The sequence below is a fragment of the Nonomuraea sp. NPDC003754 genome (genome assembly GCF_053605785.1).
Genome location: NZ_JBSGJX010000055.1, coordinates 1 through 22,080, shown reverse-complemented (window position 1 = coordinate 22,080; position 22,080 = coordinate 1). Strand labels below are relative to the sequence as shown.

The window sequence follows — 22,080 nt, the reverse complement described above, 5'->3', positions numbered from 1 at the left end:
CCGATCACGCTCAGCTACCGTCCGCGTCTGAAGGATCACGTAGCGCGACAGGTTTCGATCGGAGTCCTCTCATGTCCCTCCCCCCGCAGGTACTGCCGGCCGCCGTGGCACTGACACTCCCTCTCGCCCTCGGCGTCACCCCCGCGAGCGCCACACCGCCGCTCTCGGCGTCGACGCGGAGCCAGGCCCACGGCCCGCAACCGCTGCCGCGGGAAGCCGTCGCCTCTCCCCCCGGGAGCGGCCCCGCTGAATCGGCGAAGGTCCGCTCTTCCTCACGGCTGACCGCGGATGACGCCTACCAGCAGGACTGCCTCAAGGCGCACAACACCTATCGCGCGCGGCACGGGGTACCCGCGATGTGGACTGAGCCGGAGGGCCTGGAAGCGGCCAAGAAATCCGCTGCCTACTACGCCGACAAGGGAGCCATCGACCACAGCTCACCTTTCAAGAACGGCCGCGGGGAGGCGCTGTCCTTCTTCTCGACCGCCAACTCCGGCGCGGTGACCTCGTGCGCCGACACCGTGAAGGGCTGGTACGACGGGATCAGGCACTACGACTTCAACAAGCCCGGGTACTCCTTCGACACCGGCTGGTTCACGCAGGTGGTGTGGAAGTCCTCAACCCAGCTGGGCTGCGCGCATGCCACCAGGCAGGCATCCGGCCGGTTCGACACGTACGTCGTGTGCCTCTACAACCCGCCCGGCAACCTCCTCGGGAACGACGGGGCCCACTTCAGGGACAACGTCCCTCGGCCTGTCAGGTAACCCGTCCGGTCCACGAACGGCCCGCCGCTCCCCGCCTGCCGACCGCCTGGCGCCGCTGCGTACGAACGAGAGCACCCCCCGTCCATCAGCGAGAGGACGGGGGCGCTGCGCTTCCCAGCGCTGATCAGCCGCGAGGTCGTAAGCGCTGCTCGAGGGCGTAAGTCAACCACTGGCGCAGGACGTCGGGAGTGGCTGTGCACTGGGCGGCATCGAGGATGGCCTTTTGGGACAGTCGGTCGGTGAGCAGCAGCATGACCTCGTGGGCCTCCAGGCCAGCGGGCCGGAGACGATGTAGCCCTCGCCGTCGTCAGGAACAGCTCGGCCAGTGACCTACTCGCCTCGTCGTCCAGGTTGTTGGTGGTGGTGACTGCTGGATCAGGCGGTGGCGTTCGGCCTCGGGTAGCTGTTCTCCTTCTGGCCAGGCGGACAGGTGGGCGCGGCAACGGGGCCAGATCGGCACCCGGATGTCGACGAAGTTTGACGGCGTACGGCACGAGTAGATCCCGATGACGCAGGCCGGCTTCTACCACATGACCCCGGTGTACGAAGAACTGCCGCGTGGCAGGAGGAGACATCCGGGGACCTGCTGCCGGACGCGCAGTCGCACATGCGCACGCTGGAGGAGAGGAGCGGCGTCCCGATTTCTGCCATCGGTGTATGGGATCGCCCTTCCGCTCCCAGCGTTAACAGTTTGTGTAGTCTCAATACAGTTGCGTCGAGTGATCGTAGAGATGTACCTTTGCGGCGTAGCCAGAGCCTTTGGCGGCGGGATTCGTAACGGCTATTGGATCAGGAAAAGCCGTGCCCCGGGCGGCATGCAGAGCAGAGGCGGACCCGGGGCTTACGAGACCCAGCATACCCCGAGGCGTCGCTGCACGTCAGCCATGACTTCGGAGGTGCCGTCTTGCATACCGAACTGCCCGGATGGGTTGAGCGGGTGATCTCCGTACCGCGCTTCGCCCCGTATCTCGGCGCGCTCTCGGGCGATCGTCTGGTCGCGTGGGACTTGTATCAGTGGAACGTTCAGGTGTCCGAGGCGTTTTACGGGCCGCTGCACTGCCTGGAGATTTGCCTGCGCAACGCCGAGCACGACCGGCTGCGGAACCGGTTCGGGATGGACGATTGGTGGCGGGTGGCTCCTCTGGACGAGTACGAGGCGGCCAAGGTCGCCGCGGCGAAGCAGAAGCTGGCCAGGAAGGGCGTAAGCCCGCCCTTCGCCGACGACGTGGTCACCGAGCTGTCGTTTGGCTTCTGGGTGTCGCTTCTGAGCCGAAAGTACGACCGGCACTTGTGGGTCCCGGCTCTGCACCGGGCGTTCCCGTACTATTCGGGCAGGAGAGAGTCGCTGCGCGACAATCTGCAGACCATGGTCTTTCTGCGTAATCGCATCATGCATCACGAGCCGATCCATCACCGGCATCTGGCAGCGGACCATGCCAAGATCTACAAGTTGCTCGGCTACGTGGAGCCGCAGTTCGTCGGTTGGCTGCGAGCCTTCGACCGGGTGCCGGAGGTGCTGACTCGCCGACCGGAAGGGACGAGACGTTGACCTCTCCGCAGGGTTTCGTCTCCCGGACCGAGATCGCGCGACTGGCTCAGGTAAAACGCCCCGCCGTGAGCAATTGGGAGCGCCGTCACCAGGATTATCCCCGGCCGCAGCTCGTCGAAGGAGAGCAATTGTTTGCGGTCGAGGCGGTGCTGGAATGGCTCGACCAGCGGAGGATCGCGAGCAACGCGCTCCTGCCGGAAGAGCGGCCAGGCGCGACTTTCGGCGAACGGTTCCGCAGGAATCTCGCAGGACCAGCAGCACAGATGCCGCAGGCCCGCCCGGCAGCCAGGCGTGAGCACCCAGCGACAACCGACTTGTGGCGGACGCTCGAGCGGTTGAGAGGCACATACGACGTCGTCCGTTATCGCGATCTGGTGCTCAGCCTGATCTATACGCGAGCGCACGATCGAGATGGGTGGTCATCTGTTCTCACAGGCAGCCGAAGCGATGCGACAGCCCTGATGAGCTCCATCGTCAACAAGCTCGGAACCGGCGACACTCTGTCACCCGTCGCCTTCAATGTGGGCGCGAAGATCCCCGTGGAGCTCGTCGAGTTCGCCGACGCCGCGGTTAGCGACATGGGCGGCGCCGCAGCTTTTCGCGCTCTGCTGGATCGCTTCGCCACGTTGGAGGGCAGACGCGGTGGGGAGTTCTACACGCCCCCTTCCATCGTCCGCGTCTTGGTGGACGCCCTCACCGCCGAGGCGCCCGGGGAGATCTACGATCCATGCTGCGGCTCGGGGGAAATACTGCTCGCCGCAGCTCTTCGAGCCCCCGGCCTCACCGTTCACGGCGACGCTCTCAATGCCGAGGCCCTGGCCCTGGCAAAGATGAACATGACGCTGCACGGCATCGACGCTCGGCTCGGCAGGCAGTCGCTCGACGTCCTGAGCCGTCCTGATCAACCCTCGTCTAGTTATTCCTACATCGTCGCGAACCCTCCGTTCGGCATACGCGATTGGTCCCGGGAAGATCCGGCGCTGAATAGGTCCTGGCTCTACGGACCACCGCCCCGCGGCAACGCGGATTTCGCGTGGTTGCAGTTCGTGCTGGAGCGGCTGTCGCCGGGTGGGCGCGCCGCGGTCGTCATGCCAGCTGGAGCCGCCTTCCGCGGGGGACGCGAGCGCGTGATCCGGCAGGCTATGGTGGCGGACGGCTGCATCGAATCGGTGATAGCACTGCCTCCGATGCTCTTCTACGGCACGGCGATCGGCGCCACGATATGGGTCCTGCGCCGGTCTCCGAATCCGCGGGAGGAGCTTCTCCTGGTGGACGCAACTGGGCTGGGCCGGTTGTCACAGCGTGCTCAGCGAGAGCTTTCGGAGGAGGACCACGAGGCGATTCGCGATGTTCTCGCAAACTTGCGTGCGGGTGTGATCCCGGCCCACGAGTCGTTGCCCACCGCCGTCGTGACTGCTGAGGATCTGAGCAGAAGTGACTATGACCTCACTCCCGGAAAGTACGTTCTCAGGGAGCCCACCGCCAGGACGGACGATGGCCGTCGAGGCATCGAGACGCTGCTTCGTGAGCTAGATCGGCTACATGAGCAGGGGGCGAGGGCGGACATGGTGATGGGTCAGGTGATCGGGCGAGCTCAGATCCTCGAATCTCCGGTTCGCGAGTTGCCGCTGGGCTGGCGCGAAGTAAGCCTTGCCGCCATTAGCGAACTCACCGCAGGTCCCTCCGCCCGTGCCTCGGACGACGGGTCCGTGGGCGTCGTCAAACCGCGCAATCTCGTCGGCGGACGCATCTCAGGAGCCTTCGATCGCATAGACGAGGACACAGCCGGCAAGCTGGAGAGCTATCGGCTCACGGAGGGCGACATCGTCTGCACGCGGACCGGGGTGATCGGCCGACACGCCCTCGTGACCTCCGCGCACCAAGGGTGGGTGTGCGGCACAGGACTGATCAGGATTCGTCCCAAAGAGGGGGTTGACCCAAAGTATCTGAGCGACTATCTGAACTCCCCATTGGTGCGTAACTGGCTGACTCGCAATTCTGCCGGGAGCGTGCTTCCCAGCATCAACACCCGCGTCCTGGGAACCTTGCCTGTGGTGCTTCCCCCTGCGGAGGCGCGGGGGGCGATCGGTCGTGCCCTCCAAGCCTTGAGCGACAAGATCGCCACGCATGAGCAGATCGCACGGACCACCGCGGCACTCCGGGACGCGCTGCTTCCTCTCCTGATCTCGGGGCGAGCCATCCCCCCCGAGTGAAACGCCTCAGGCGATCGTGTGGATGGCGGCGGTCACAGGGGCCAGTCGAGGGTCTCGTACAGGGCCTGGCCCTCGGTGGCGGGTCGCCAGGATGGAAAGCGCTGATCAAGGTAACGCTCGGGGATACGGTCGAAGTACGGCTTGGCTGTGCAAACGGCGCACCCTACCTGCGTAGAAGACCTACGGTGATCAGCCAGATGGGGCGCCAGGGCTTGGAAACCCAGGGCCTGGGGGTGAGCTGCTACCCGGTTCTCCAAGTCACTGCAAGGCCAACGCAGCAAAGCGGGAGGAGTCGTAACTCCTCCCGCTTTGCTGTGAAGTGTCCGAGGGGGGACTTGAACCCCCATGCCCCGCAAAGGGCACTAGCACCTCAAGCTAGCGCGTCTGCCTATTCCGCCACCCGGACTTGGTGCCTGCACGCGGGACCGTCATCCCGCGTCGGCTCAGTAAGGTTAGCAAACTCTGCGGGGTGCGTCATACCGTGTTTCCTCGAGACCTGATCGAAGGAGTCCGCATGACCGCGCGCACCGGCGAGGACGAGGTCGTCGACCTCTGCCGCGACCTGATCCGCATCGATTCGAGGAACGCCGGCGACAACGCCGGTCCGGGTGAGAGGAAGGCCGCGGAGTACGTGGCCGAGAAGCTCGCCGAGGTGGGCCTGGAGGCGCTGATCCTCGAGAGCGACGACCGCAGGGCCAACGTGGTCGCCCGGATCGAGGGAGAGGACCCGGGCAGGGGCGCGCTGCTGCTCCACGGGCATCTGGACGTCGTGCCGTTCGACGCGGGCGACTGGCGGCACCACCCGCTGTCGGGGGAGATCGACGACGGGTGCGTCTGGGGCAGGGGCGCCGTCGACATGAAGAACATGGACGCGATGATCCTGGCCGTGGCCAGGCAGCGGGTGCGGGAGGGGCGCAGGCCGCCGCGTGACGTGGTGCTGATGTTCACCGCCGACGAGGAGGCGGGTGGCGCCTACGGCGCCAACTGGCTGGTGGACAACCATCCGGGGCTGTTCGAGGGCGTCACGGAGGCGATCGGCGAGGTCGGCGGGTTCAGCGTGTCGCTGGGCGATGACCGGCGCCTGTATCTCATCGAGGCCGCCGAGAAGGGCATGGCCTGGATGCGGCTGACGGCCAAGGGCCGCGCGGGTCACGGTTCGATGCTCAACGGCGACAACGCCGTCACCGAGCTCGCCGACGCCGTGGCGCGCATCGGCCGCCACGAGTGGCCGGTACGGCTGACGCCGACCGTGAAGCGGCTGCTGGAGGAGCTGGAGATCGGCCCGGAGGACGTCGACAAGCTGGGCCCGATGGCGCGCATGATCGGCGCGGTGCTCCGTAACACCGCCAACCCGACGATGTTCCAGGGCGGCTACAAGGCCAACGTGATCCCGCAGAGCGCGGAGGCGGTGGTGGACGGGCGGTTCCTGCCCGGGTTCGAGGAGGAGTTCTTCGCCACGATCGACGAGCTGCTGGGGCCGAACGTGTCGAGGGAGTTCGTGCAGCACCAGGTGGCGCTGGAGTTCCCGTTCGAGGGACGACTGGTGTCGGCGATGGCCGAGGCGCTGGTCGCGGAGGACCCGGCCGCGAAGGCCGTGCCGTACGCGCTGTCGGGAGGCACGGACCTGAAGGCCTTCAGCCGGCTCGGCATCTCCGGGTACGGCTTCGCGCCGCTGCGCCTTCCGGCGGACCTGGACTTCTCCGGGATGTTCCATGGGGTGGACGAGCGGGTGCCGGTCGATTCGCTCCAGTTCGGGGTGCGGGTGCTTGACCGATTCCTGGGACTCTGCTGAAAAGCCCTTGCGACCACCTTGGGTGCTGCTACGGTTACGGACCGTTGAGGGGTGAGTCCACGGACCGGCCTCACAGATGAGGTCGGTTTCTGGCTCGGGAGGTCACGTGGCACGCATGCCGGTGCGGCAGTGGAGGGCGTATGCCCTCCCTGCTCGGCGCGTGCCCGTGACTGTTTCAGAGGAGCGCGTGACCACCGATCGGGCCGCCCGGATGGCGCGGTTCGCGGCCGGCGCCTGCTCGGTCATCGCACGAGCGCTGACGGTGGGCGGCCTGCTGGCCGCCGGTTGGCTGCTCGCCACGCTCTTCGGTCTGCTCACCGCCACTCCGGCGGCCGCGGAGACCACCCCGGCTGCCGCGGATGTCACGTCGGCAGCGCAGACCACTCCGGCTGCCGCGGATGTCACGTCGGCGGCCGCAGGGATCACTCCGGCTGCCGCGGAGACCACCGCGGCGACAGGAGCCGACACCCCTCAGGCCGTCGCCGGATTCCCCACGGCAGGCGGCACCGCCTTGGTGATGGACACCGCCGAGGCCATGGCCGGAGCTGAAGTCGACGGGCTGACCAGCCAGTCGAAGCCCGGCTTCCCCGCACCTTCCACCGCGGGCAAGAGCATGGGCGCCAAGGGTTTGGCCCCCAACAGCGGTGGCAACGGCCCGTTCGGGCCGGGCATGGGGGACCTCGCGCGGTCCTGTGTCGACCCGCGCGAGACGGCTCAGCGCGCCCCGCTGGCGTGCGTGCTGCCCCCGGTCTTCCGCACAGCGGCGGACGACCCTTCGTTCTCACCTGACTGATTCCGCTCGAAGCCGGAGCGTGGGCCGAGTCCCCTCCGCGGAGCGTGTGCTTTCACCGGTCAGATCTGGTTCGCGACCTTTCCGAGGTCTCCGCTGTGCGCGGTCGTCGTCACGACCTCGCTCGGCCTCGGCTGCCCGCGAACTGTCAGGTAATCCCCCCAGAACCACTAGGAGCATTCATCATGCGTACGTGGGCCAAGGCTTCGACTCCCGCGGCTCTGCTCGCGGTGGCGGTCATGTCCTTCGGTGGCGGCACCGCCGCCGCCGACACCTCCGGAGACTCCTCCATCGGTGGTGGCAACCAGGTCAACCTGCCGATCTCGCTTCCCGTCGACATCAGCGGCAACTCGATCGCCGCGGCCGGCGACTCGACCGCGACCTCCCAGGGCGGGGCGTCGGTCGAGAACGTCGGGAACACGGGCATCCCGAACAGGACGTCGGGCAACAGCAGCATCCTCGGCGGCAACCAGGTCAACGCGCCGATCAACGCCCCGATCAACGCCTGCGGCAACGCGCTGTCGCTGTTCGGCAGTTCCCAGGCGGGCTGCAAGGGCGGCGCCTCCGTCAAGAACGTCGGCAAGGGCGGCGCGGGGGGCAACAGGACCTCCGGCGACAGCAGCATCCTGGGCGGCAACCAGGTCACCGCGCCGATCAACGCGCCGATCAATGCCTGCGGCAACGCGCTGGCCATCTTCGGCGACGCCACCGCGGGCTGCAAGGGCGGCGCCTCGGTGAAGAACGTCGGCAAGGGCGGCGCGGGGGGCAACACCACCTCGGGCCGGAGTTCCGTGCTCGGCGGCAACCAGGTGATCGCGCCGATCAGCGGCCCGATCAACATCTGCGGCAACGCGGTGGCGGTGTTCGGCCAGGCGTTCGCCGGCTGCAAGGGCGGGTCGAGCGTCACCAACCGCCCGGGCAAGCCGGGCCACGGCTACCACAGGACGCCGGGCCGTCCTGGCTCCTCGGGCAACGACACCGACGGGCGCTTCAGCGCCGGCAGCGGCAACCAGGTGATCGCCCCGATCAGCCTGCCCATCACCGCCTGTGGCAACGCGGTCGGCAACGCCGCCGCCGGTTGCAAGGGCGGCAGCTCGGTCGAGAACACCGCCGCGGGCAGCGGCGCCGGTGGCAACACCACCTCGGGGCGCTCGGGCGTGCTGTCGGGCAACCAGGTGATCGCGCCGATCACCGCTCCGGTCAACGTCTGCGGCAACGCGGTCGCCGTTCTCGGCCAGGCCTTCGCCGGTTGCAAGGGCGGCGTGTCGGTGAAGAACGGCGGCAGGGGCGCGGGTGGCAACACCACCTCCGGACGCTCGGGCGTGCTGTCGGGCAACCAGGTGATCGCGCCGATCACCGCGCCGATCAACGCCTGCGGCAACGCGGTGGCGGCGCTGGGCCTGTCCGAGGCCCAATGCAGGGGCGGCGCGTCCGTCTCCCCGCACAACGGCGTCGGCGGCGGCGGCAACACCACGTCCGGCCGGTCCGGCGTCCTGGCGGGCAACCAGGTGATCGCGCCGATCACCGCTCCGGTCAACGTCTGCGGCAACGCGGTCGCCGTCCTGGGTGACGCCGCGGCGGGGTGCCTCGGCGGCGCCAGGGTGGGCCGGCCGGTCGGCGACGGCCCCAGCGCCTTCGGCTGGACGCGCACCAGCGGCAGGATGGCCGGCGCGAAGGCCGGCGGCCTGCTGCCCGCCATGCCTGCCGTACCCGCCATGGCCGGCGTGAAGGATGTGGGCAACCTCACCCAGCAGATGAGCGGCTCGGGCCTGCCCGCCCTGCCGGTGGTCGGTGACCTCACCGGCACGCTCGGCCTGCCCGCGCTGCCTGGTCTGCCCGGCCTGCCGGGGCAGCCCGCCACGCCCGCCATGCCCGCCGTACCCACCGTGCCCGCTCTGCAGCAGGGCGAGGGCGCTCCCGCCGGCACCAACCCCGGCTCGGCTCTCGGTCCGGCCGGCTCGCTGGTCGCCTCCACCCCGGTGGGCGGGGCGGTCGGCTCGGCCGCCAAGTCCCTGCCCGTCGGCGACCTCGGTCTGATGAGCGCCGCTCAGCCGGCCGGCGTCACCGGGATGACCTCCAACGCGCTGCTGGCGCTGGTCATGGGCGCCATGTTCGCCGTCTCCGCCACGCTGTTCGCGACGACCCGCCGTATTCGTTTCGGCAAGAAGTAGCCATCGCACCACCCGCGTCCGGCGGGTGAACACCAAAGGATCGTCTGCCCGCTCCAAACCGGGGGCGGGCACAGGTCCGTCGTCCCCTCGCGGGACCCATGACACTTTGCCCGGCCGTGCCAGCGGGAACGGGCAAAGGCGAGACGCTTTGCCCGTTCTGGGGGGCGCGGCCCCAGGGCGGGCAAAGCCATGTCACAACGTGCTGCGGACCCGGATAACCTTGCGACGGAGCCGCACATGCCGGCTGCCATCGGGGTGCAGCCGCACTCTGGCGAGCTCCCACTGTCCGTATTCAGCATGTTCGGTCAGCAGCTGACGTGCGGCTTCACGCGAAGTGTCGCGTGGGATATAGACGTCCATGTAGGAGTAGGCCAGCACAGCGATTAGTCTCCAGGGTGAGTTAGGGAGCGATGGCACTCACTCGGCCTTATTCTGCGTCCTTGAGTGAGACGGTGGCCCCCGGGGAAGGAAAAACCCTCGGCACGGGTTACCTTTCAGATCTGTGCCCGCTCCCGGCAGGGGGATACGCAAGCGAACAGCGAGGTAGGAAGCAGCGTGCCAGCCAACAACGGCAGCGCCGGCGGAAATCGCCTGGTGATCGTCGAGTCGCCGGCCAAGGCGAAGACGATCGCGGGCTACCTGGGGCGCGGATACATCGTCGAATCCAGCATCGGCCATATCCGTGACCTGCCGGAGAAGGCGGACGACATCCCCGAGAAGTTCAAGGGGGAGGCCTGGGCACGCCTCGGCGTCAACGTCGACCACGGTTTCGAGCCGCTGTACGTCGTCAACCCCGACAAGAAGGCTCAGGTCAGCAAGCTCAAGCAGCTCCTGAAGGACGCCGACGAGCTCTACCTCGCCACTGACGAGGACCGCGAGGGCGAGGCCATCGCGTGGCACCTGCGCGAGGTGCTCAAGCCGAAGGTGCCCGTGCACCGCATGGTGTTCCACGAGATCACGCCCCAGGCGATCCGGGAGGCCGTCGCCAATCCGCGCGACCTCAACCTGCGGTTGGTCGACGCCCAGGAGACGCGCCGCATCCTCGACCGCCTCTACGGCTACGAGGTCAGCCCGGTGCTGTGGAAGAAGGTCAAGCCCCGCCTGTCCGCGGGCCGCGTGCAGTCGGTGGCGACGCGGCTCGTGGTGGAGCGCGAGCGCGACCGGATGGCGTTCACCGCCGCTCACTACTGGGACCTTTCCGCGCTGTTCGACTCCAACAAGCCGGAGGAGACGCCGCGCGACTTCACCGCCACGCTGACCGGCGTCGACGGCAAGCGCGTCGCGCAGGGCCGCGACTTCGGGCCCGACGGGCGGCTCAAGAACGCCAGCGTGCTCCACCTGTCCGAGCAGGCCGCCGCCGAGCTGGCCGGACGGCTGCGCACCGCGTCGTTCGCCGTCGAGTCGGTGGAGCGCAAGCCGTACACCCGCAAGCCGTACGCGCCGTTCCGGACGACCACGCTGCAGCAGGAGGCCAGCAGGAAGCTGGGCTTCTCCGCGAAGTACACGATGCAGGTGGCGCAGCGGCTGTACGAGAACGGCTTCATCACCTACATGCGTACCGACAGCATCACGCTGTCGGAGACGGCGGTCGCGGCCGCCAGGTCGCAGGCCATCAAGCTGTACGGCTCGGCGTACGTGCCCGACAAGCCACGCGTCTACGCCAGCAAGGTGAAGAACGCCCAGGAGGCGCACGAGGCGATCCGCCCGTCCGGTGAGGAGTTCCGCACGCCCGGCGAGACCGGGCTGAGCGGTGACATGTTCCGCCTGTACGAGCTGATCTGGCAGCGGACCGTGGCCTCGCAGATGAAGGACGCGGTCGGCGAGTCGGTCACGGTGAAGGTGGCGGGCGGCGGCGCGGAGTTCACCGCCACGGGCCGGACGATCACCTTCCACGGCTTCCTGAAGGCCTACGTCGAGAGCGCCGACGACCCGTCGACCGACCGTGACGACTCCGAGAAGCGGCTGCCGAACCTGGCGGAGGGCGACGCGCTCGGGCTGACCAGGCTCGACGTGTCGGGTCACTCCACCAAGCCGCCGGCCCGCTACACCGAGGCGTCGCTGGTCAAGGAGCTGGAGGATCGGGAGATCGGCCGTCCTTCGACGTACGCGTCGATCATCGGTACGATCCTCGACCGGGGCTACGTGTTCAAGAAGGGCACCGCGCTGGTGCCCTCCTTCCTGGCCTTCGCCGTGGTGAACCTGCTCGAGCAGCACTTCGGCAACCTCGTCGACTACGACTTCACCGCCGAGATGGAGAAGGTCCTCGACGACATCGCCAACGACCGGGCCGAGCGCGTTCCCGAGCTGCGCCGCTTCTACTTCGGTCACGAGGGCGACGAGGGCCTGAAGGAGATGGTCACCGACCTCGGCGAGATCGACGCCAAGGAGATCAGCTCCTTCCCGATCAAGGACAGCGACATCGTGATCAGGGTGGGTCGCTACGGCCCCTACCTCGACCGCGAGGGCGTGCGCGTCAACATCCCCGAGGACATGACGCCCGACGAGCTGACCGCCGAGAAGGCCGAGGAGCTGTTCGCCAGGCCGACCGGCGACCGCGAGCTGGGCAGGGACCCGGTGACCGGCAACATGATCGTCGCCAAGGACGGGCGTTTCGGGCCGTACGTGACCGAGATCCTGCCCGAGGCCAACGACGACGCCAAGAAGCGCACCAGGAAGGCCGACGCGCCCAAGCCGCGCACGAGCTCGCTGTTCAAGTCGATGTCGCTGGACACGGTCACGCTGGAGGACGCGCTCAGGCTGCTGTCGATCCCGCGCGTGGTCGGCGTGATCGACGACGAGGAGGTCACCGCGCAGAACGGCAAGTTCGGTCCCTACATCAAGAAGGGCACCGACTCGCGGTCGATCGGCTCGGAGGAGGAGCTGCTCACGATCACGATCGAGCAGGCCAAGGAGCTGTTCGCGCAGCCCAAGCAGCGCGGTCGCCGTACGGCTGCCGCCGCGCCGCTGCGCGAGCTGGGCGAGGACCCCAACTCCAAGAAGCCGGTCGTGGTCAAGGAGGGGCGTTTCGGGCCCTACGTCACCGACGGGGAGACCAACGCCTCGCTCCGCAAGGGCGACACGGTCGAGGACATCACCATCGAGCGGGCCGCCGAGCTGCTGGCCGAGCGGCGTGAGCGGGCGCCCGCGGCGAAGAAGGCTCCGGCCAAGAAGAAGACGACCACGACGACGAGGAAGAAGCCTGCCGCCAAATCGTGACCGGTGAATTGTCGGTCACCGATCGTAAGCTGACGGGGTGATCCGGCAGCCGGTCAGCAGAGCGGTTTCAGCCGGGCATGGCGCGTGCCGTGCCCGGTTCGTCGTTCCGTCGTTCACCGTGCGTGGGCGGGTGCCGCCTGGGCGTACGGGTGCGCGCGCGAACGGGGCCGCGGGGAGCGGGGGCGCGCGTGGGCCGACACCGCGCGATCTCCCCGGCCGAACCTGCCTGCGCGGGGAGTCCACAGGTATTACCCTCAGGCCACGAACAGCCGGGCATATCAGACTCCCGACCTCAACCCCCCTGGATACCCTGACACCATGACCGTCCGCAGACCGGCGCATGTGCTGGACATCTCATCTTTCCGCAGGCTGTGGATGGCCATGTCCGCGAGCAGCCTGGGCGACTGGCTCACCCTTCTCGCGTTGACCGTGCTGGCCACGCAGGTCACCGCGGCGAACGGCTACCAGTCGCAGGCGGCGGCCGTCGGCGGGGTGTTCCTCGCCAAGCTGCTGGCCGCGCTGCTGCTGGGCCCGCTGGCGGGCCCGATCGGCGTCCGGCTCGACCGGCGCATGACGATGCTCGTCGCCGACCTGGCCAGGCTCGCGCTGGTGGCGTCGGTGCCGCTGGCCGGCAGCTACACGTGGGTGGTGGCCGCGGCCTTCCTCGTCGAGTGCGCGGCCCTGTTCCGGGGGGCCGCGAGCGACACCGCAGTGCCCGCGCTGGTGCCCACGGAGCGGCTGGAGGAGGCGACCAGGCTTGGCGTCCTCGTGACGTACGGCACGGCGCCGGTCGCCGCGCTGCTGTTCACCGTGCTGACCGCGGCGGGGCAGTGGATGGTGGCCGGGAGCGCGCTCGCCTACCTGGTGTCGGCCACGCTGGTGTTCACGCTGCGCGGGCTGCCCAGGCGCGGCGGCGCCGTCGCGACGCCTTCGGTGCGCGAAGGCTGGCGGGGCGTGGGCGCCGACCGGCGCGCGCGCGGTGTGCGCGCGGGGCTGCTGGCCACGGTGGCCGCGGGCGGCGCGCTCGTCGGTGTCAGCGTGCTGGCCGGCGCGGTGGCCTACGGGGTGGTGGTCGGGGCGCTCGGCGTGGGCGTCGCGATCGGATTGTTCTTCGGTTCTCGGGTTCTGACACAGCTGTCGCGGCTGCGCCTGCTGGGGGTCTCGGTCGTCGCGGTGGGTGCTGCGCTGGGGGTGATCGCGCTCGTCGGTGACCGGTCCGTGGTGGTCATGCTCACGGTGGCGCTCGGCCTGTGCGCGGGCGTCGCCTGGCGGGTCGGCATGGACGTCCTGCGGGGCGCCTTCATGGAGCCGGTCGCCAGGGTGACGCTGCTGCTGGTGGCGGCCGTGGTCGCGCCCGCGGCGGGCCTCGCCGGAGGTGCCGTGCTGGCGCTGCTCGCCGTGGGCGGCCTGGTGATGGTCGGCGGCGCCCTGGCGTTGCGGCGGGTGGACGACAGGAAGGGTGTGTCACTCTCGGAGGACCTGCTCGCCGCGCTGCGTGGTGAGCGTTACACACCGGGGGATGTGGAAGAAGTGCCGGGGGTGTTCATCGCCTTCGAGGGCGGAGAGGGTTCGGGCAAGACCACGCAGTCGCGACTGCTGGCGATCTGGCTGCGCGACCAGGGGTACGACGTGGTGCAGACCAGAGAGCCCGGCTCGACCAAGATAGGTATGCGGTTGCGCGCGATCCTGCTGGACGCGGCGGAGAAGGGCCTGTCGCCCAGGGCGGAGGCGCTGCTCTACGCTGCCGACCGCGCCGAACACGTGGAGAAGGTCATCGGTCCAGCGCTGGAGCGAGGCGCGTTGGTGATCACCGACCGTTACGTCGACTCCTCGCTCGCCTACCAGGGGGCGGGCCGGTCGCTCGACCCCGCCGACGTGGCCGGCGTCAACGCCTGGGCGACCAAGGGGCTGGTGCCGCGCCTGACGGTGCTGATCGACACCCCGCCGTCGATCGGGCTGACCCGGCTGGGCGGCGCGGCCGACCGCATCGAGTCGGAGCCGCTGGACTTCCACGAGCGGGTGCGCAAGGAGTTCCGCAAGCTCGCCGCGGCGGCGCCCGAACGCTACCTCGTGGTCGACGGCACGCTGCCGCTCGACGAGATCAGCAGGACCGTCCAGGACCGGGTGCGCGACATCCTGCCCGACCCGGTGCCGAGCGAGTCCGAAGACATCACCGGCACGATGCCCGCCATCCGCGACTAACCTTGTCCCGGTGAGCGTCTTCGACGACCTGGTGGGCCAGGAGCAGGCTGCTGCCGTTCTCTCGCGGGCCGCTCTCGCCGCCGCCGAGGTGGTGGGGGGCGGGCGCGGCGCGGGCATGACGCACGCCTGGCTCTTCACCGGGCCGTCCGGGTCCGGCCGCGAAGACGCGGCGCGCGCCTTCGCCGCCGCGCTGCTGTGCCCGTCGGGCGGGTGCGGCCACTGCGAGCAGTGCCATCAGGTGATGATCGGCTCCCACCCCGACCTGGAGGCGGTCAAGCCCGAGGGCCTGTCCTACAGCGTCAAGCAGACCCGCGAGCTCATCCTGCGGGCCGCCGGCGCCCCGACCCAGGGCCGCTGGCGCGTGATCCTCTTCGAGAACGCCGACAGGGTCACCGAGTCGGCGGCCAACGCGCTGCTCAAGGCCATCGAGGAGCCGCCGCCGCGGACGGTGTGGCTGCTGTGCTCGCCCGCCCCCGACGACATGATCATCACGATCAGGTCCAGGTGCAGGGTCGTCGGCCTGGTCACCCCCTCGGGCGAGGCCGTGGCCCACGTGCTGGCCACCCGCGAGAACGTGCCGTGGGAGATGGCCGCCTTCGCCGCGCGGGCCGCGCAGGGCGACCTGTCCCGTGCGCGGGCGCTCGCCCTCGACGATGGGGTACGGCAGCGCCGCGAGGCCGTGCTGGCGATCCCCCGCTCGCTCAGCGGGGTCGGCGACTGCATCACGGCCGCCGAGCGCCTGGTGAAGACCGCCGAGGAGGAGGCGGCCGCGGCGACCACCGCGCTCAACGAGAGCGAGACCGCCGAGCTCAGGAAGCTCTACGGTGAGGGGTCCTCGGGCAAGGGCCTCAACAGGGGGCTGGTGCGGGGCGGCGCCGGGGCGCTCAAGGAGCTGGAGGACCGGCAGAAGTCGCGGGCCACCAGGGTGAAACGCGACTCCCTGGACGTGGCGCTGCTCGAGCTCGTGTCGTACTACCGTGACGTGCTGGCCGTACAGCTGGGCGCTCCGGTACAGCTGGCCAACGAGGACCACCGCTTCCACCTCGACGCGCTGGCCAGAGCGTCGACACCGGAGGAGAGCCTGCGGCGGATCGACGCGATCATGCAGTGCAGGGAACGGCTGGCCGCGAACGTCAACCCGCAGATCGCGGTCGAGGCGATGATGCTGGGGCTGCGCCGCCCCTGACCGCCGACTTCGATGCTTGCCGCGCCCCCTGAGCGGTGCTGCCTCTCGTAGGGTGGGAATGAAGGCCGGTATGGATGTCCGAGGCCGTCAGGAGGCGAGCGCGAGCCCATGGGAATGATCATGGCCGTGAGCTTCACCCGCTACGGGAGGCTCTACTACCTCGATCCGGGTGGGCACAGCCCCAAGGTGGGAGACAAGGTGCTGGTTCCCACCGACGCGGGGCCGGAGGTCGCCGAATGCGTGTGGGCGCCGCAGTACTCCAGCGAGGACATCGACGGCCTGCCGGTGTGCCAGGGCCTGGCAGGCGAGGAGCACCTGACGCGCGACGAGACCAACAAACGGCGGCGCGCGGAGGCCCGCAGCGTCTCCAAGCGGCTCATCAAACGCCACGCGCTGCCGATGAAGGTGGTGGGTGTCGACTACCTCGACAAGGAGAACGTCTACACGGTCTACTTCTCGGCCCCGCATCGGGTCGACTTCCGGGCGCTGGTGCGCGACCTGGCCCGCAATCTCCGGGCCAGGGTCGAGCTGCGGCAGATCGGGCCGCGTGACGAGGCGAGGCTGCAGGGCGGGATCGGCCCCTGCGGGCGCGACCTGTGCTGCGCGACGTTCCTGAAGGACTTCGAGCCCGTGTCGGTGCGGATGGCCAAGGACCAGGACCTGCCGGTCAACCCGCTCCGCATCGCCGGGGCGTGCGGCCGGTTGATGTGCTGCCTGAAGTACGAGCATCCCTTGTACCAGGAGTTCCGGGCGTCCACGCCGCGGGTCGGGGCCGCTGTGGACACCCCCGAGGGGCCGGGGACCGTGGTGGGGCACAACGTGCCGTCCGACTCGGTGGTGGTGCGGCTGAACGACGGCGGGCGGCGGTGCTCGTGCTCGAAGGCCAGCGTGTGCGGTCCGCGCAAGGCGTACGACTCGACGTACGGCGAGGGCGACTGACGGTTGCCGGCGCGGGCTCTGGAGCGGCCGGAGGCGGCGTGGGTTGAGGGCGCGGGCTCTGGAGCGGCCGGAGGCGGCGTGGGTTGAGGGCGCGGGCTCGTTCCTGGAGGGCGGCCTCGGGCGGCGTTCGTGCCGGAGTCGGATCGCGGAGGTGACGTGGGGTGGGGCGGCGCGGGTTCGTCATCGGTCTCGGGGTGAGCCTGCTGGTCGCCGCGTGCGGCGCGCCCGCCACCCCCTCTCCCGACCTCTACCGGCAGAAGCTTGCCTGGAGCGACTGCGGCGACGGGTTCCAGTGCGCCGAGCTCGCCGTACCGCTCGACTACGCCCGCCCGGGCGCCGACCGGCTGTCCATCAGCGTGATCAGGCTGCCCGCCACCGGCGACCGCCTCGGCTCCCTCGTACTCAACCCCGGCGGCCCGGGAGGCTCGGGCATCGAGTACGGCAGAGCCGCCCGGCTGGTCGTCAGCCCCGAGGTGCGGGCCAGGTTCGACGTGGTCGGCTTCGACCCGCGCGGCGTCGGCGAATCGTCGCCGGTCGACTGCCTGAGCGACGAACGGCTGGACGCCTTCCTCGCCCTCGACGCCACCCCCGACACCACCGCCGAGGTGGCCGCGCTCGAGAAGGGCTCCCGGGAGTTCGCCCGCGGTTGCCAGGCCGCCTCCGCCCGCCTGCTCCCGCACCTCGGCACCACGAACGCCGCCCGCGACCTCGACATCCTGCGCGCCGCGCTCGGCGACGACCGGCTGACCTATCTCGGCAAGTCGTACGGGACGTCCTTAGGGGCCCACTACGCCGACCTGTTCCCCCGTCGCGTGCGGGCGCTCGTGCTCGACGGAGGCATCGACCCCGCCCTCACCCGGGTGCGGCTGAACGAAGGGCAGGCCAAGGGCTTCTCCGACGCCTTCAGGGCCTACGCCGAAGACTGCGTCGCCGCTCCCGACTGCCTTCTGCGGAGCCGTACGGTCGACGGTGCCGTCGCCGAGCTCGCGGAGGTGCTTCGCCGTACGGACCGCAGGCCCCTGCGAGGTGGCGGGCGCCAGGTCACCGAGGCGCTGGCCACGCTCGGCGCGCTGACCCCGCTGTATGACCGGCGGTCGTGGCCGCTGCTGTCCGACGCGCTCCACACGGCGGCCAACGGCGACGGCGACCTGCTGCTGCGGAGCGCCGACCGACTCGTCGGACGCGCGGAGGACGGCACGTACACCAACCAGACCGAGGCCAACATGGCCGTCAACTGCGTCGACAGCCCCTACCCCCGCACGACCGCCGGGTTCGCGAAGGCGGCGGAGGAGGCGGAGCGGAAGGTGCCAGGCTTCGGGGCGTTCATCATGTGGAGCTCGCTGCCCTGCGCCTTCTGGCCGGCTCCGCCGACCACCCCGGCCCGGCCGCTGCGGGCGTCGGGCGCGCCGCCGATCCTCGTGGTGGGCACCACCCGCGACCCCGCCACGCCGTACGACTGGGCCAGGGCGTTGGCCGGGCAGCTCGAGTCCGGCGTGCTCGTGAGCTTCGACGGCGACGGGCACACCGCCTACCTGAACGGGTCGACGTGCGTGGACGGGCTGGTCGACGCCTACCTGCTGACCGGCCGGGCGCCGCGCGAGGACACGAGATGCCCCGCGATCGAGTGAAAAGGAAGGCGCGAGGACTCCGCGGGCTCCTGTAGACTTCATGACGTTGTATGGCACGCCGCCTTAGCTCAGTCGGCCAGAGCACTTCACTCGTAATGAAGGGGTCTCGGGTTCGAATCCCGAAGGCGGCTCCAGCTCAGAAGCCCCTCGCAAGATCGCGAGGGGCTTCTGTTTGTCTAACTGCTTGACTAAGCCTCCTGCCCTCATGTCTTGAAGATCCGATCCATGGCCGTCGCCTCTTGCATGACCGGCCTGATCTGCTTGCGATAGACCAGTTCGGTTACCGCCGTGCTGCTGTGGCCGACCAGGCGCCTCCAGGGGAATACCTTGATCGGAGAGCAAGGACACGAAGCTGTGCCGTAGCTCGCGGGGGTCCACTGCTTCGGGCGCAGGTCGGTCTTGGCGACGATCAGGCGGAAGGCGCGCGGACGTTGTGGGAGTCGAGCAATCATTGAGGCGAAGACGAGACCCTGATCCTTTCCGATCTCCGGCGGGGGCCTTCCCAGGTCTTCCCGGCTGACCTCGCGTTACGCAAGAGCCTCTTTCGCTCTAACGAAAGGAGCAATTGCGCCTAGAGGCTAGCTTGAGCCGCACCCCACGGCCAATGTCAAGCCCCCCCTTGCGTGTTGCTGGTTTCGACGGAGGGCCAAATGCATCCAGACGTGCTCAAGGTGCTGAGCATCAAAGAGCCGCTCCAACGGGCTAAGCCGGGCGAGTCCATGACGTGTTCCAGAAAGGCGGGGAAGAGCTGGCCAGAGTCCGGCGCGAGGCGCTGCAAGAGCTCGTGGACAGCGGCATGAACAACACCCAGATCGGCGAGGCGCTCGGAATGACCCGTCAGCGTGTCGGCCAACTCCTGAAGTCAGGACCGGCACCCGAGCGCGCGTTCCTCGGTACCGACACACTCACAGTCGTCATGGTCGGCAAGCTCGAAACAGGGCGGCCCGACCCCCAGCCGGTGGTGGCGCATGACGACCTGATCGCCTTCGAACGCCTGCGCCAGCCCACCAAGTCGCTCGGCCTGGACGCTACTCACGAGGTGGAGCCAAGCGGGGGTTTCGTCAGGCTCAATCGCGACAACCTCATTGTCATGTGCGGCCCGCGTCATTTTCCCAACCTGCGCGAGGTCATCGAGTCGGACGAGGCGATCTCCTTCGACAAGGACGAACAGGGCTGGCACCTCATCGACCACCGGGCCGGGAAGATGTTCCGCTCACCGATGGACGCCGAGGAGCCGCGCGACTACGCGTATCTGGCCCGCCTGCGTCGGCCCGATGGAAAGGGGACCTTTCTCTACGGGGCCGGTATCCACGCGGTCGGTGAGGCGGGCATCGCGCACTTCCTGGAGCACAACATCGCCGACATGTACAAGCAACTGAAGGGCAAGCGGTTCTCTGCGATCATCGAGTGTGACTTCGACCCGGACACCACCGGCCGGGAGATCGTGGCCACACGGCTCGCCTCTGACTACTACCTGGCGCCGGGGGTCTGATATGGACGTATACTTCGCCACGCTGGCCGGGTCTGCTGAGGTTCCCAATGAGGATGCCGTGGCGGCCTCCTCGGACGTCGTGGCGGTGGTGGACGGGGTGAGCACGTCACGGCTGGCCACGGGATGCATTCACGGCACCCCGTGGTACGCCAACTCCCTTGCCACGCAGATCGTGGCCGTGGCCTCGCGAGAGCCGGGCAGGGAGTTGGGGGGCGTGCTCTACTCGGCTTTGGAGGCGGTCGCCTTAAGCCACGCGGACACCTGCGACCTGACCGCTGACGGTACGCCTTCGGCGACCGTGGCCATTGCACGGAGTTTCGGTGACCAGCTGGATTACCTCGTGCTTTCGGACGCCACGATCGCTATCGCGCTTGGGGCCGGCGTCGAGGTCGTCTCGGACAAGCGGGTCGATGCCCTGATTGGGGGCCTTTCCCGGGCGGCCAAGACCGCAGTGCCAGGAAGTGCGGAGCAGCGCGAGCGCCTGGAGGAGCTCATCGCCACTCAGCGCAAGCTGCGCAACGTCGAGGGCGGTTACTGGTTGGCCGGGGCCGTACCGGAAGCGGCCGAGCATGCCCTGGTTGGTGCGGCTCCCCTTGAGGACGTCCGCTCGGTCGCCGTCATGTCGGATGGGGCTTCCTGCCTCGTGGACACCTACGAGGCGATGGAATGGGGCCAGGCCCTGGCAACGCTCGCAGAGGCCGGGCCGGGGGAGTGGCTTCGCCGGGTGCGCGAGGTCGAGCTGGCGGACGCGCGTAAATCGCGATGGCCTCGGTACAAGGTGAGCGACGACGCCACGATCGCGCTCTGCCACGGGTTCAGTGCAGCGACTTGATTAGGCTGACCCACGCAGCTTCGACGTGCCGGGCCAGGCCGCGACAGGACTCGGAAATGACGACCGGCCTTCGGCGATATTCCAGGCGGCGGATCAGCATCTGGCCGCCTTCCATGCACAGCTCATACTCGACGTCACCGTAACGGTGAACAGCCCGGACCCGTAGCCAGGTCCCGCGGTTGGTGTAGGGCGTCCAACCAAATTCATCCGTGGTGCTGGCCATGACTCGACTACCACGTCTACGACGTTGCCTATATGAGGGATCTGCCTGCCCACGCGCATGACCACCGCCACGAAGGGCCCGAGACGGCGAAGCTAGCTCAACGACGAAAGGGACATCAACTCGGGTATCGCATTCGCAGCTCGTCCATTGCGAGGTCCCAGAAGGACCTGTAACGGTTAGCGCCGGCCAGTCCTGGTTCGAGGTACCAGGCTTCCCACTCGCCTTCAGCGGTGCGGACGTGGGGATTGAGGAGAGCAACTCCGTCAGCCCAGTATCCGATCAGAAGGGTGTCGGGCACATACTCCCCTCTGTAATGAATGGGGTCCTGCTCCAGTCCGTAGACGAAGTAGAGCTCGTCGGGCACGCTCCATGAGTTCTCCCGCTTGGGTGCTGACCAGATCTCGGCGATCGAGGGATCGACATCACGGAGCCAGCCGACTTCTTCGACACGCAGCAGGCGGCAGTCATCGTCGCTGCCCCACGCGTTGGCGAACAGGAGAAACTGCCGGTAACTCGGCGGCAACTCCATGCCCAGCCGCTCTTCAAGCTGGCGGACCTCTGCTTCGGTAGCCGGGGGATACAGATCGCCGAGTGGACTGACCGCCGGGTGATCAGAACCCTCGGTCACCAGAGGGCTTGCAGGGAAGCGTTCAGACCATGCGTACTTGGCACTCATCGCGAGAAGATACCCCGTTTCGAGTGGCTGCTGCATGTGCAGTACAAGGCTAGGGCTGCCCTTCCCGATAACCTCCAGGTGCGGGACATACACGAGATGATCAAGGTGTGGCATCTATCGATGCTTGGCATCCCCGCAGGCCACCCAGCACACCGGACCACAGGAGCGTCGCTCTTCTAATGCGGGTGCGGTACGTCCCGCTCTGGGAGGGTGGGGCCGCGACAATCACCGACTTCGATCTCTTCCCATCTGCGCGCCGGAGCTGGAGGCCACGAACGGGCCTAGGGCCTGTACGGACTTCGGATCTTCAGACGGGTTGGAGGCTTCGGATCCACAAGATCGCCCCGCGTAGATGCAGGCCTGCCAGATAGCTGTCGGGAGTCTTGTCGAAGCGGAAGGCCAGCCCA

The 22,080-nt window shown here is 68.7% G+C and carries 17 protein-coding genes and 2 tRNA genes; 14 read left to right on the top strand and 5 right to left on the bottom strand.

Going from position 1 to position 22,080, the window contains the following annotated elements; genetic code table 11:
- The first annotated feature begins 71 nt into the window (after positions 1–71).
- The 3 genes from ACWEVS_RS40930 (at position 72) to ACWEVS_RS40920 (ending at position 4,526) form a co-directional block, all read left to right on the top strand.
- The gene (locus ACWEVS_RS40930) at positions 72–764 is read left to right on the top strand and encodes a CAP domain-containing protein (RefSeq protein WP_452556205.1); all 693 of its coding nucleotides are present in this window, start codon (positions 72–74) and stop codon (positions 762–764) included.
- A gap of 904 nt (positions 765–1,668) precedes the next feature.
- A complete protein-coding gene (locus ACWEVS_RS40925) occupies positions 1,669–2,313 on the top strand; it encodes a hypothetical protein (RefSeq protein ID WP_452556203.1) in 645 nt (214 codons plus the stop codon).
- Positions 2,310–4,526, top strand: a complete 2,217-nt coding sequence (locus ACWEVS_RS40920; RefSeq protein WP_452556201.1) for an N-6 DNA methylase — start codon at positions 2,310–2,312, stop codon at positions 4,524–4,526. Before ACWEVS_RS40925 ends, ACWEVS_RS40920 begins: the two co-directional genes overlap by 4 nt.
- A gap of 320 nt (positions 4,527–4,846) precedes the next feature.
- On the opposite strand, the gene ACWEVS_RS40915 is transcribed toward ACWEVS_RS40920, so the two are convergent.
- Positions 4,847–4,932: transfer RNA gene (locus ACWEVS_RS40915), tRNA-Leu, on the bottom strand.
- 108 nt (positions 4,933–5,040) lie between these two features.
- Between ACWEVS_RS40915 and ACWEVS_RS40910 the strand changes: the two genes are divergently transcribed.
- The 3 genes from ACWEVS_RS40910 (at position 5,041) to ACWEVS_RS40900 (ending at position 9,279) form a co-directional block, all read left to right on the top strand.
- Positions 5,041–6,318 (top strand): M20/M25/M40 family metallo-hydrolase, encoded by a 1,278-nt coding sequence (locus tag ACWEVS_RS40910; RefSeq protein WP_452556199.1) that lies wholly within the window; start codon positions 5,041–5,043, stop codon positions 6,316–6,318.
- Between the two features lie 187 nt (positions 6,319–6,505).
- A complete protein-coding gene (locus ACWEVS_RS40905) occupies positions 6,506–7,111 on the top strand; it encodes a hypothetical protein (protein WP_452556197.1) in 606 nt (201 codons plus the stop codon).
- A gap of 182 nt (positions 7,112–7,293) precedes the next feature.
- The gene (locus ACWEVS_RS40900; protein WP_452556195.1) at positions 7,294–9,279 is read left to right on the top strand and encodes a chaplin family protein; all 1,986 of its coding nucleotides are present in this window, start codon (positions 7,294–7,296) and stop codon (positions 9,277–9,279) included.
- 192 nt (positions 9,280–9,471) lie between these two features.
- On the opposite strand, the gene ACWEVS_RS40895 is transcribed toward ACWEVS_RS40900, so the two are convergent.
- Entirely contained in the window at positions 9,472–9,657 is a 186-nt protein-coding gene (locus ACWEVS_RS40895) for a DUF5703 family protein (protein WP_354909235.1), read from the bottom strand.
- 177 nt (positions 9,658–9,834) lie between these two features.
- Between ACWEVS_RS40895 and topA the strand changes: the two genes are divergently transcribed.
- The 6 genes from topA to ACWEVS_RS40865 all read left to right on the top strand — a co-directional run bounded on the left by topA (position 9,835) and on the right by ACWEVS_RS40865 (position 18,584).
- Complete coding sequence (gene topA / locus ACWEVS_RS40890) at positions 9,835–12,495, top strand: type I DNA topoisomerase (RefSeq protein WP_452556193.1); 2,661 nt, start codon at positions 9,835–9,837, stop codon at positions 12,493–12,495.
- Between the two features lie 318 nt (positions 12,496–12,813).
- Positions 12,814–14,697 carry a dTMP kinase gene (gene tmk, locus ACWEVS_RS40885; protein ID WP_452556191.1) on the top strand — a complete coding sequence of 628 codons (1,884 nt, stop codon included), beginning with the start codon at positions 12,814–12,816 and terminating at the stop codon, positions 14,695–14,697.
- Between the two features lie 10 nt (positions 14,698–14,707).
- Positions 14,708–15,883, top strand: coding sequence for a DNA polymerase III subunit delta' (locus tag ACWEVS_RS40880; RefSeq protein WP_452413437.1), 1,176 nt, complete (start codon positions 14,708–14,710; stop codon positions 15,881–15,883).
- A 114-nt stretch (positions 15,884–15,997) separates the two neighbouring features.
- The gene (locus ACWEVS_RS40875; RefSeq protein WP_354909524.1) at positions 15,998–16,822 is read left to right on the top strand and encodes a PSP1 domain-containing protein; all 825 of its coding nucleotides are present in this window, start codon (positions 15,998–16,000) and stop codon (positions 16,820–16,822) included.
- Between the two features lie 161 nt (positions 16,823–16,983).
- Positions 16,984–18,450 carry an alpha/beta hydrolase gene (locus ACWEVS_RS40870; protein WP_452556189.1) on the top strand — a complete coding sequence of 489 codons (1,467 nt, stop codon included), beginning with the start codon at positions 16,984–16,986 and terminating at the stop codon, positions 18,448–18,450.
- A gap of 57 nt (positions 18,451–18,507) precedes the next feature.
- A tRNA-Thr gene (locus tag ACWEVS_RS40865) sits at positions 18,508–18,584 on the top strand.
- A gap of 69 nt (positions 18,585–18,653) precedes the next feature.
- Here ACWEVS_RS40865 and ACWEVS_RS40860 read toward each other — a convergent pair.
- Positions 18,654–18,902: a hypothetical protein gene (locus ACWEVS_RS40860; RefSeq protein ID WP_452556187.1), complete on the bottom strand. Its 249-nt coding sequence runs from the start codon at positions 18,900–18,902 to the stop codon at positions 18,654–18,656.
- Between the two features lie 272 nt (positions 18,903–19,174).
- Between ACWEVS_RS40860 and ACWEVS_RS40855 the strand changes: the two genes are divergently transcribed.
- Positions 19,175–19,942, top strand: coding sequence for a sigma-70 family RNA polymerase sigma factor (locus tag ACWEVS_RS40855; protein WP_452556185.1), 768 nt, complete (start codon positions 19,175–19,177; stop codon positions 19,940–19,942).
- Between the two features lies 1 nt (position 19,943).
- Entirely contained in the window at positions 19,944–20,774 is an 831-nt protein-coding gene (locus tag ACWEVS_RS40850) for an integrase (protein WP_452556183.1), read from the top strand.
- Here ACWEVS_RS40850 and ACWEVS_RS40845 read toward each other — a convergent pair.
- Together ACWEVS_RS40845 and ACWEVS_RS40840 are read right to left on the bottom strand one after the other, a co-directional pair.
- Positions 20,758–20,997, bottom strand: coding sequence for a hypothetical protein (locus ACWEVS_RS40845; protein WP_452556181.1), 240 nt, complete (start codon positions 20,995–20,997; stop codon positions 20,758–20,760). The genes ACWEVS_RS40850 and ACWEVS_RS40845 overlap by 17 nt on opposite strands.
- A 115-nt stretch (positions 20,998–21,112) precedes the next feature.
- On the bottom strand, positions 21,113–21,673 hold the full coding sequence (locus ACWEVS_RS40840) for an SMI1/KNR4 family protein (protein WP_452556179.1): 561 nt from the start codon (positions 21,671–21,673) through the stop codon (positions 21,113–21,115).
- Between the last annotated feature and the right edge of the window lie 407 nt (positions 21,674–22,080).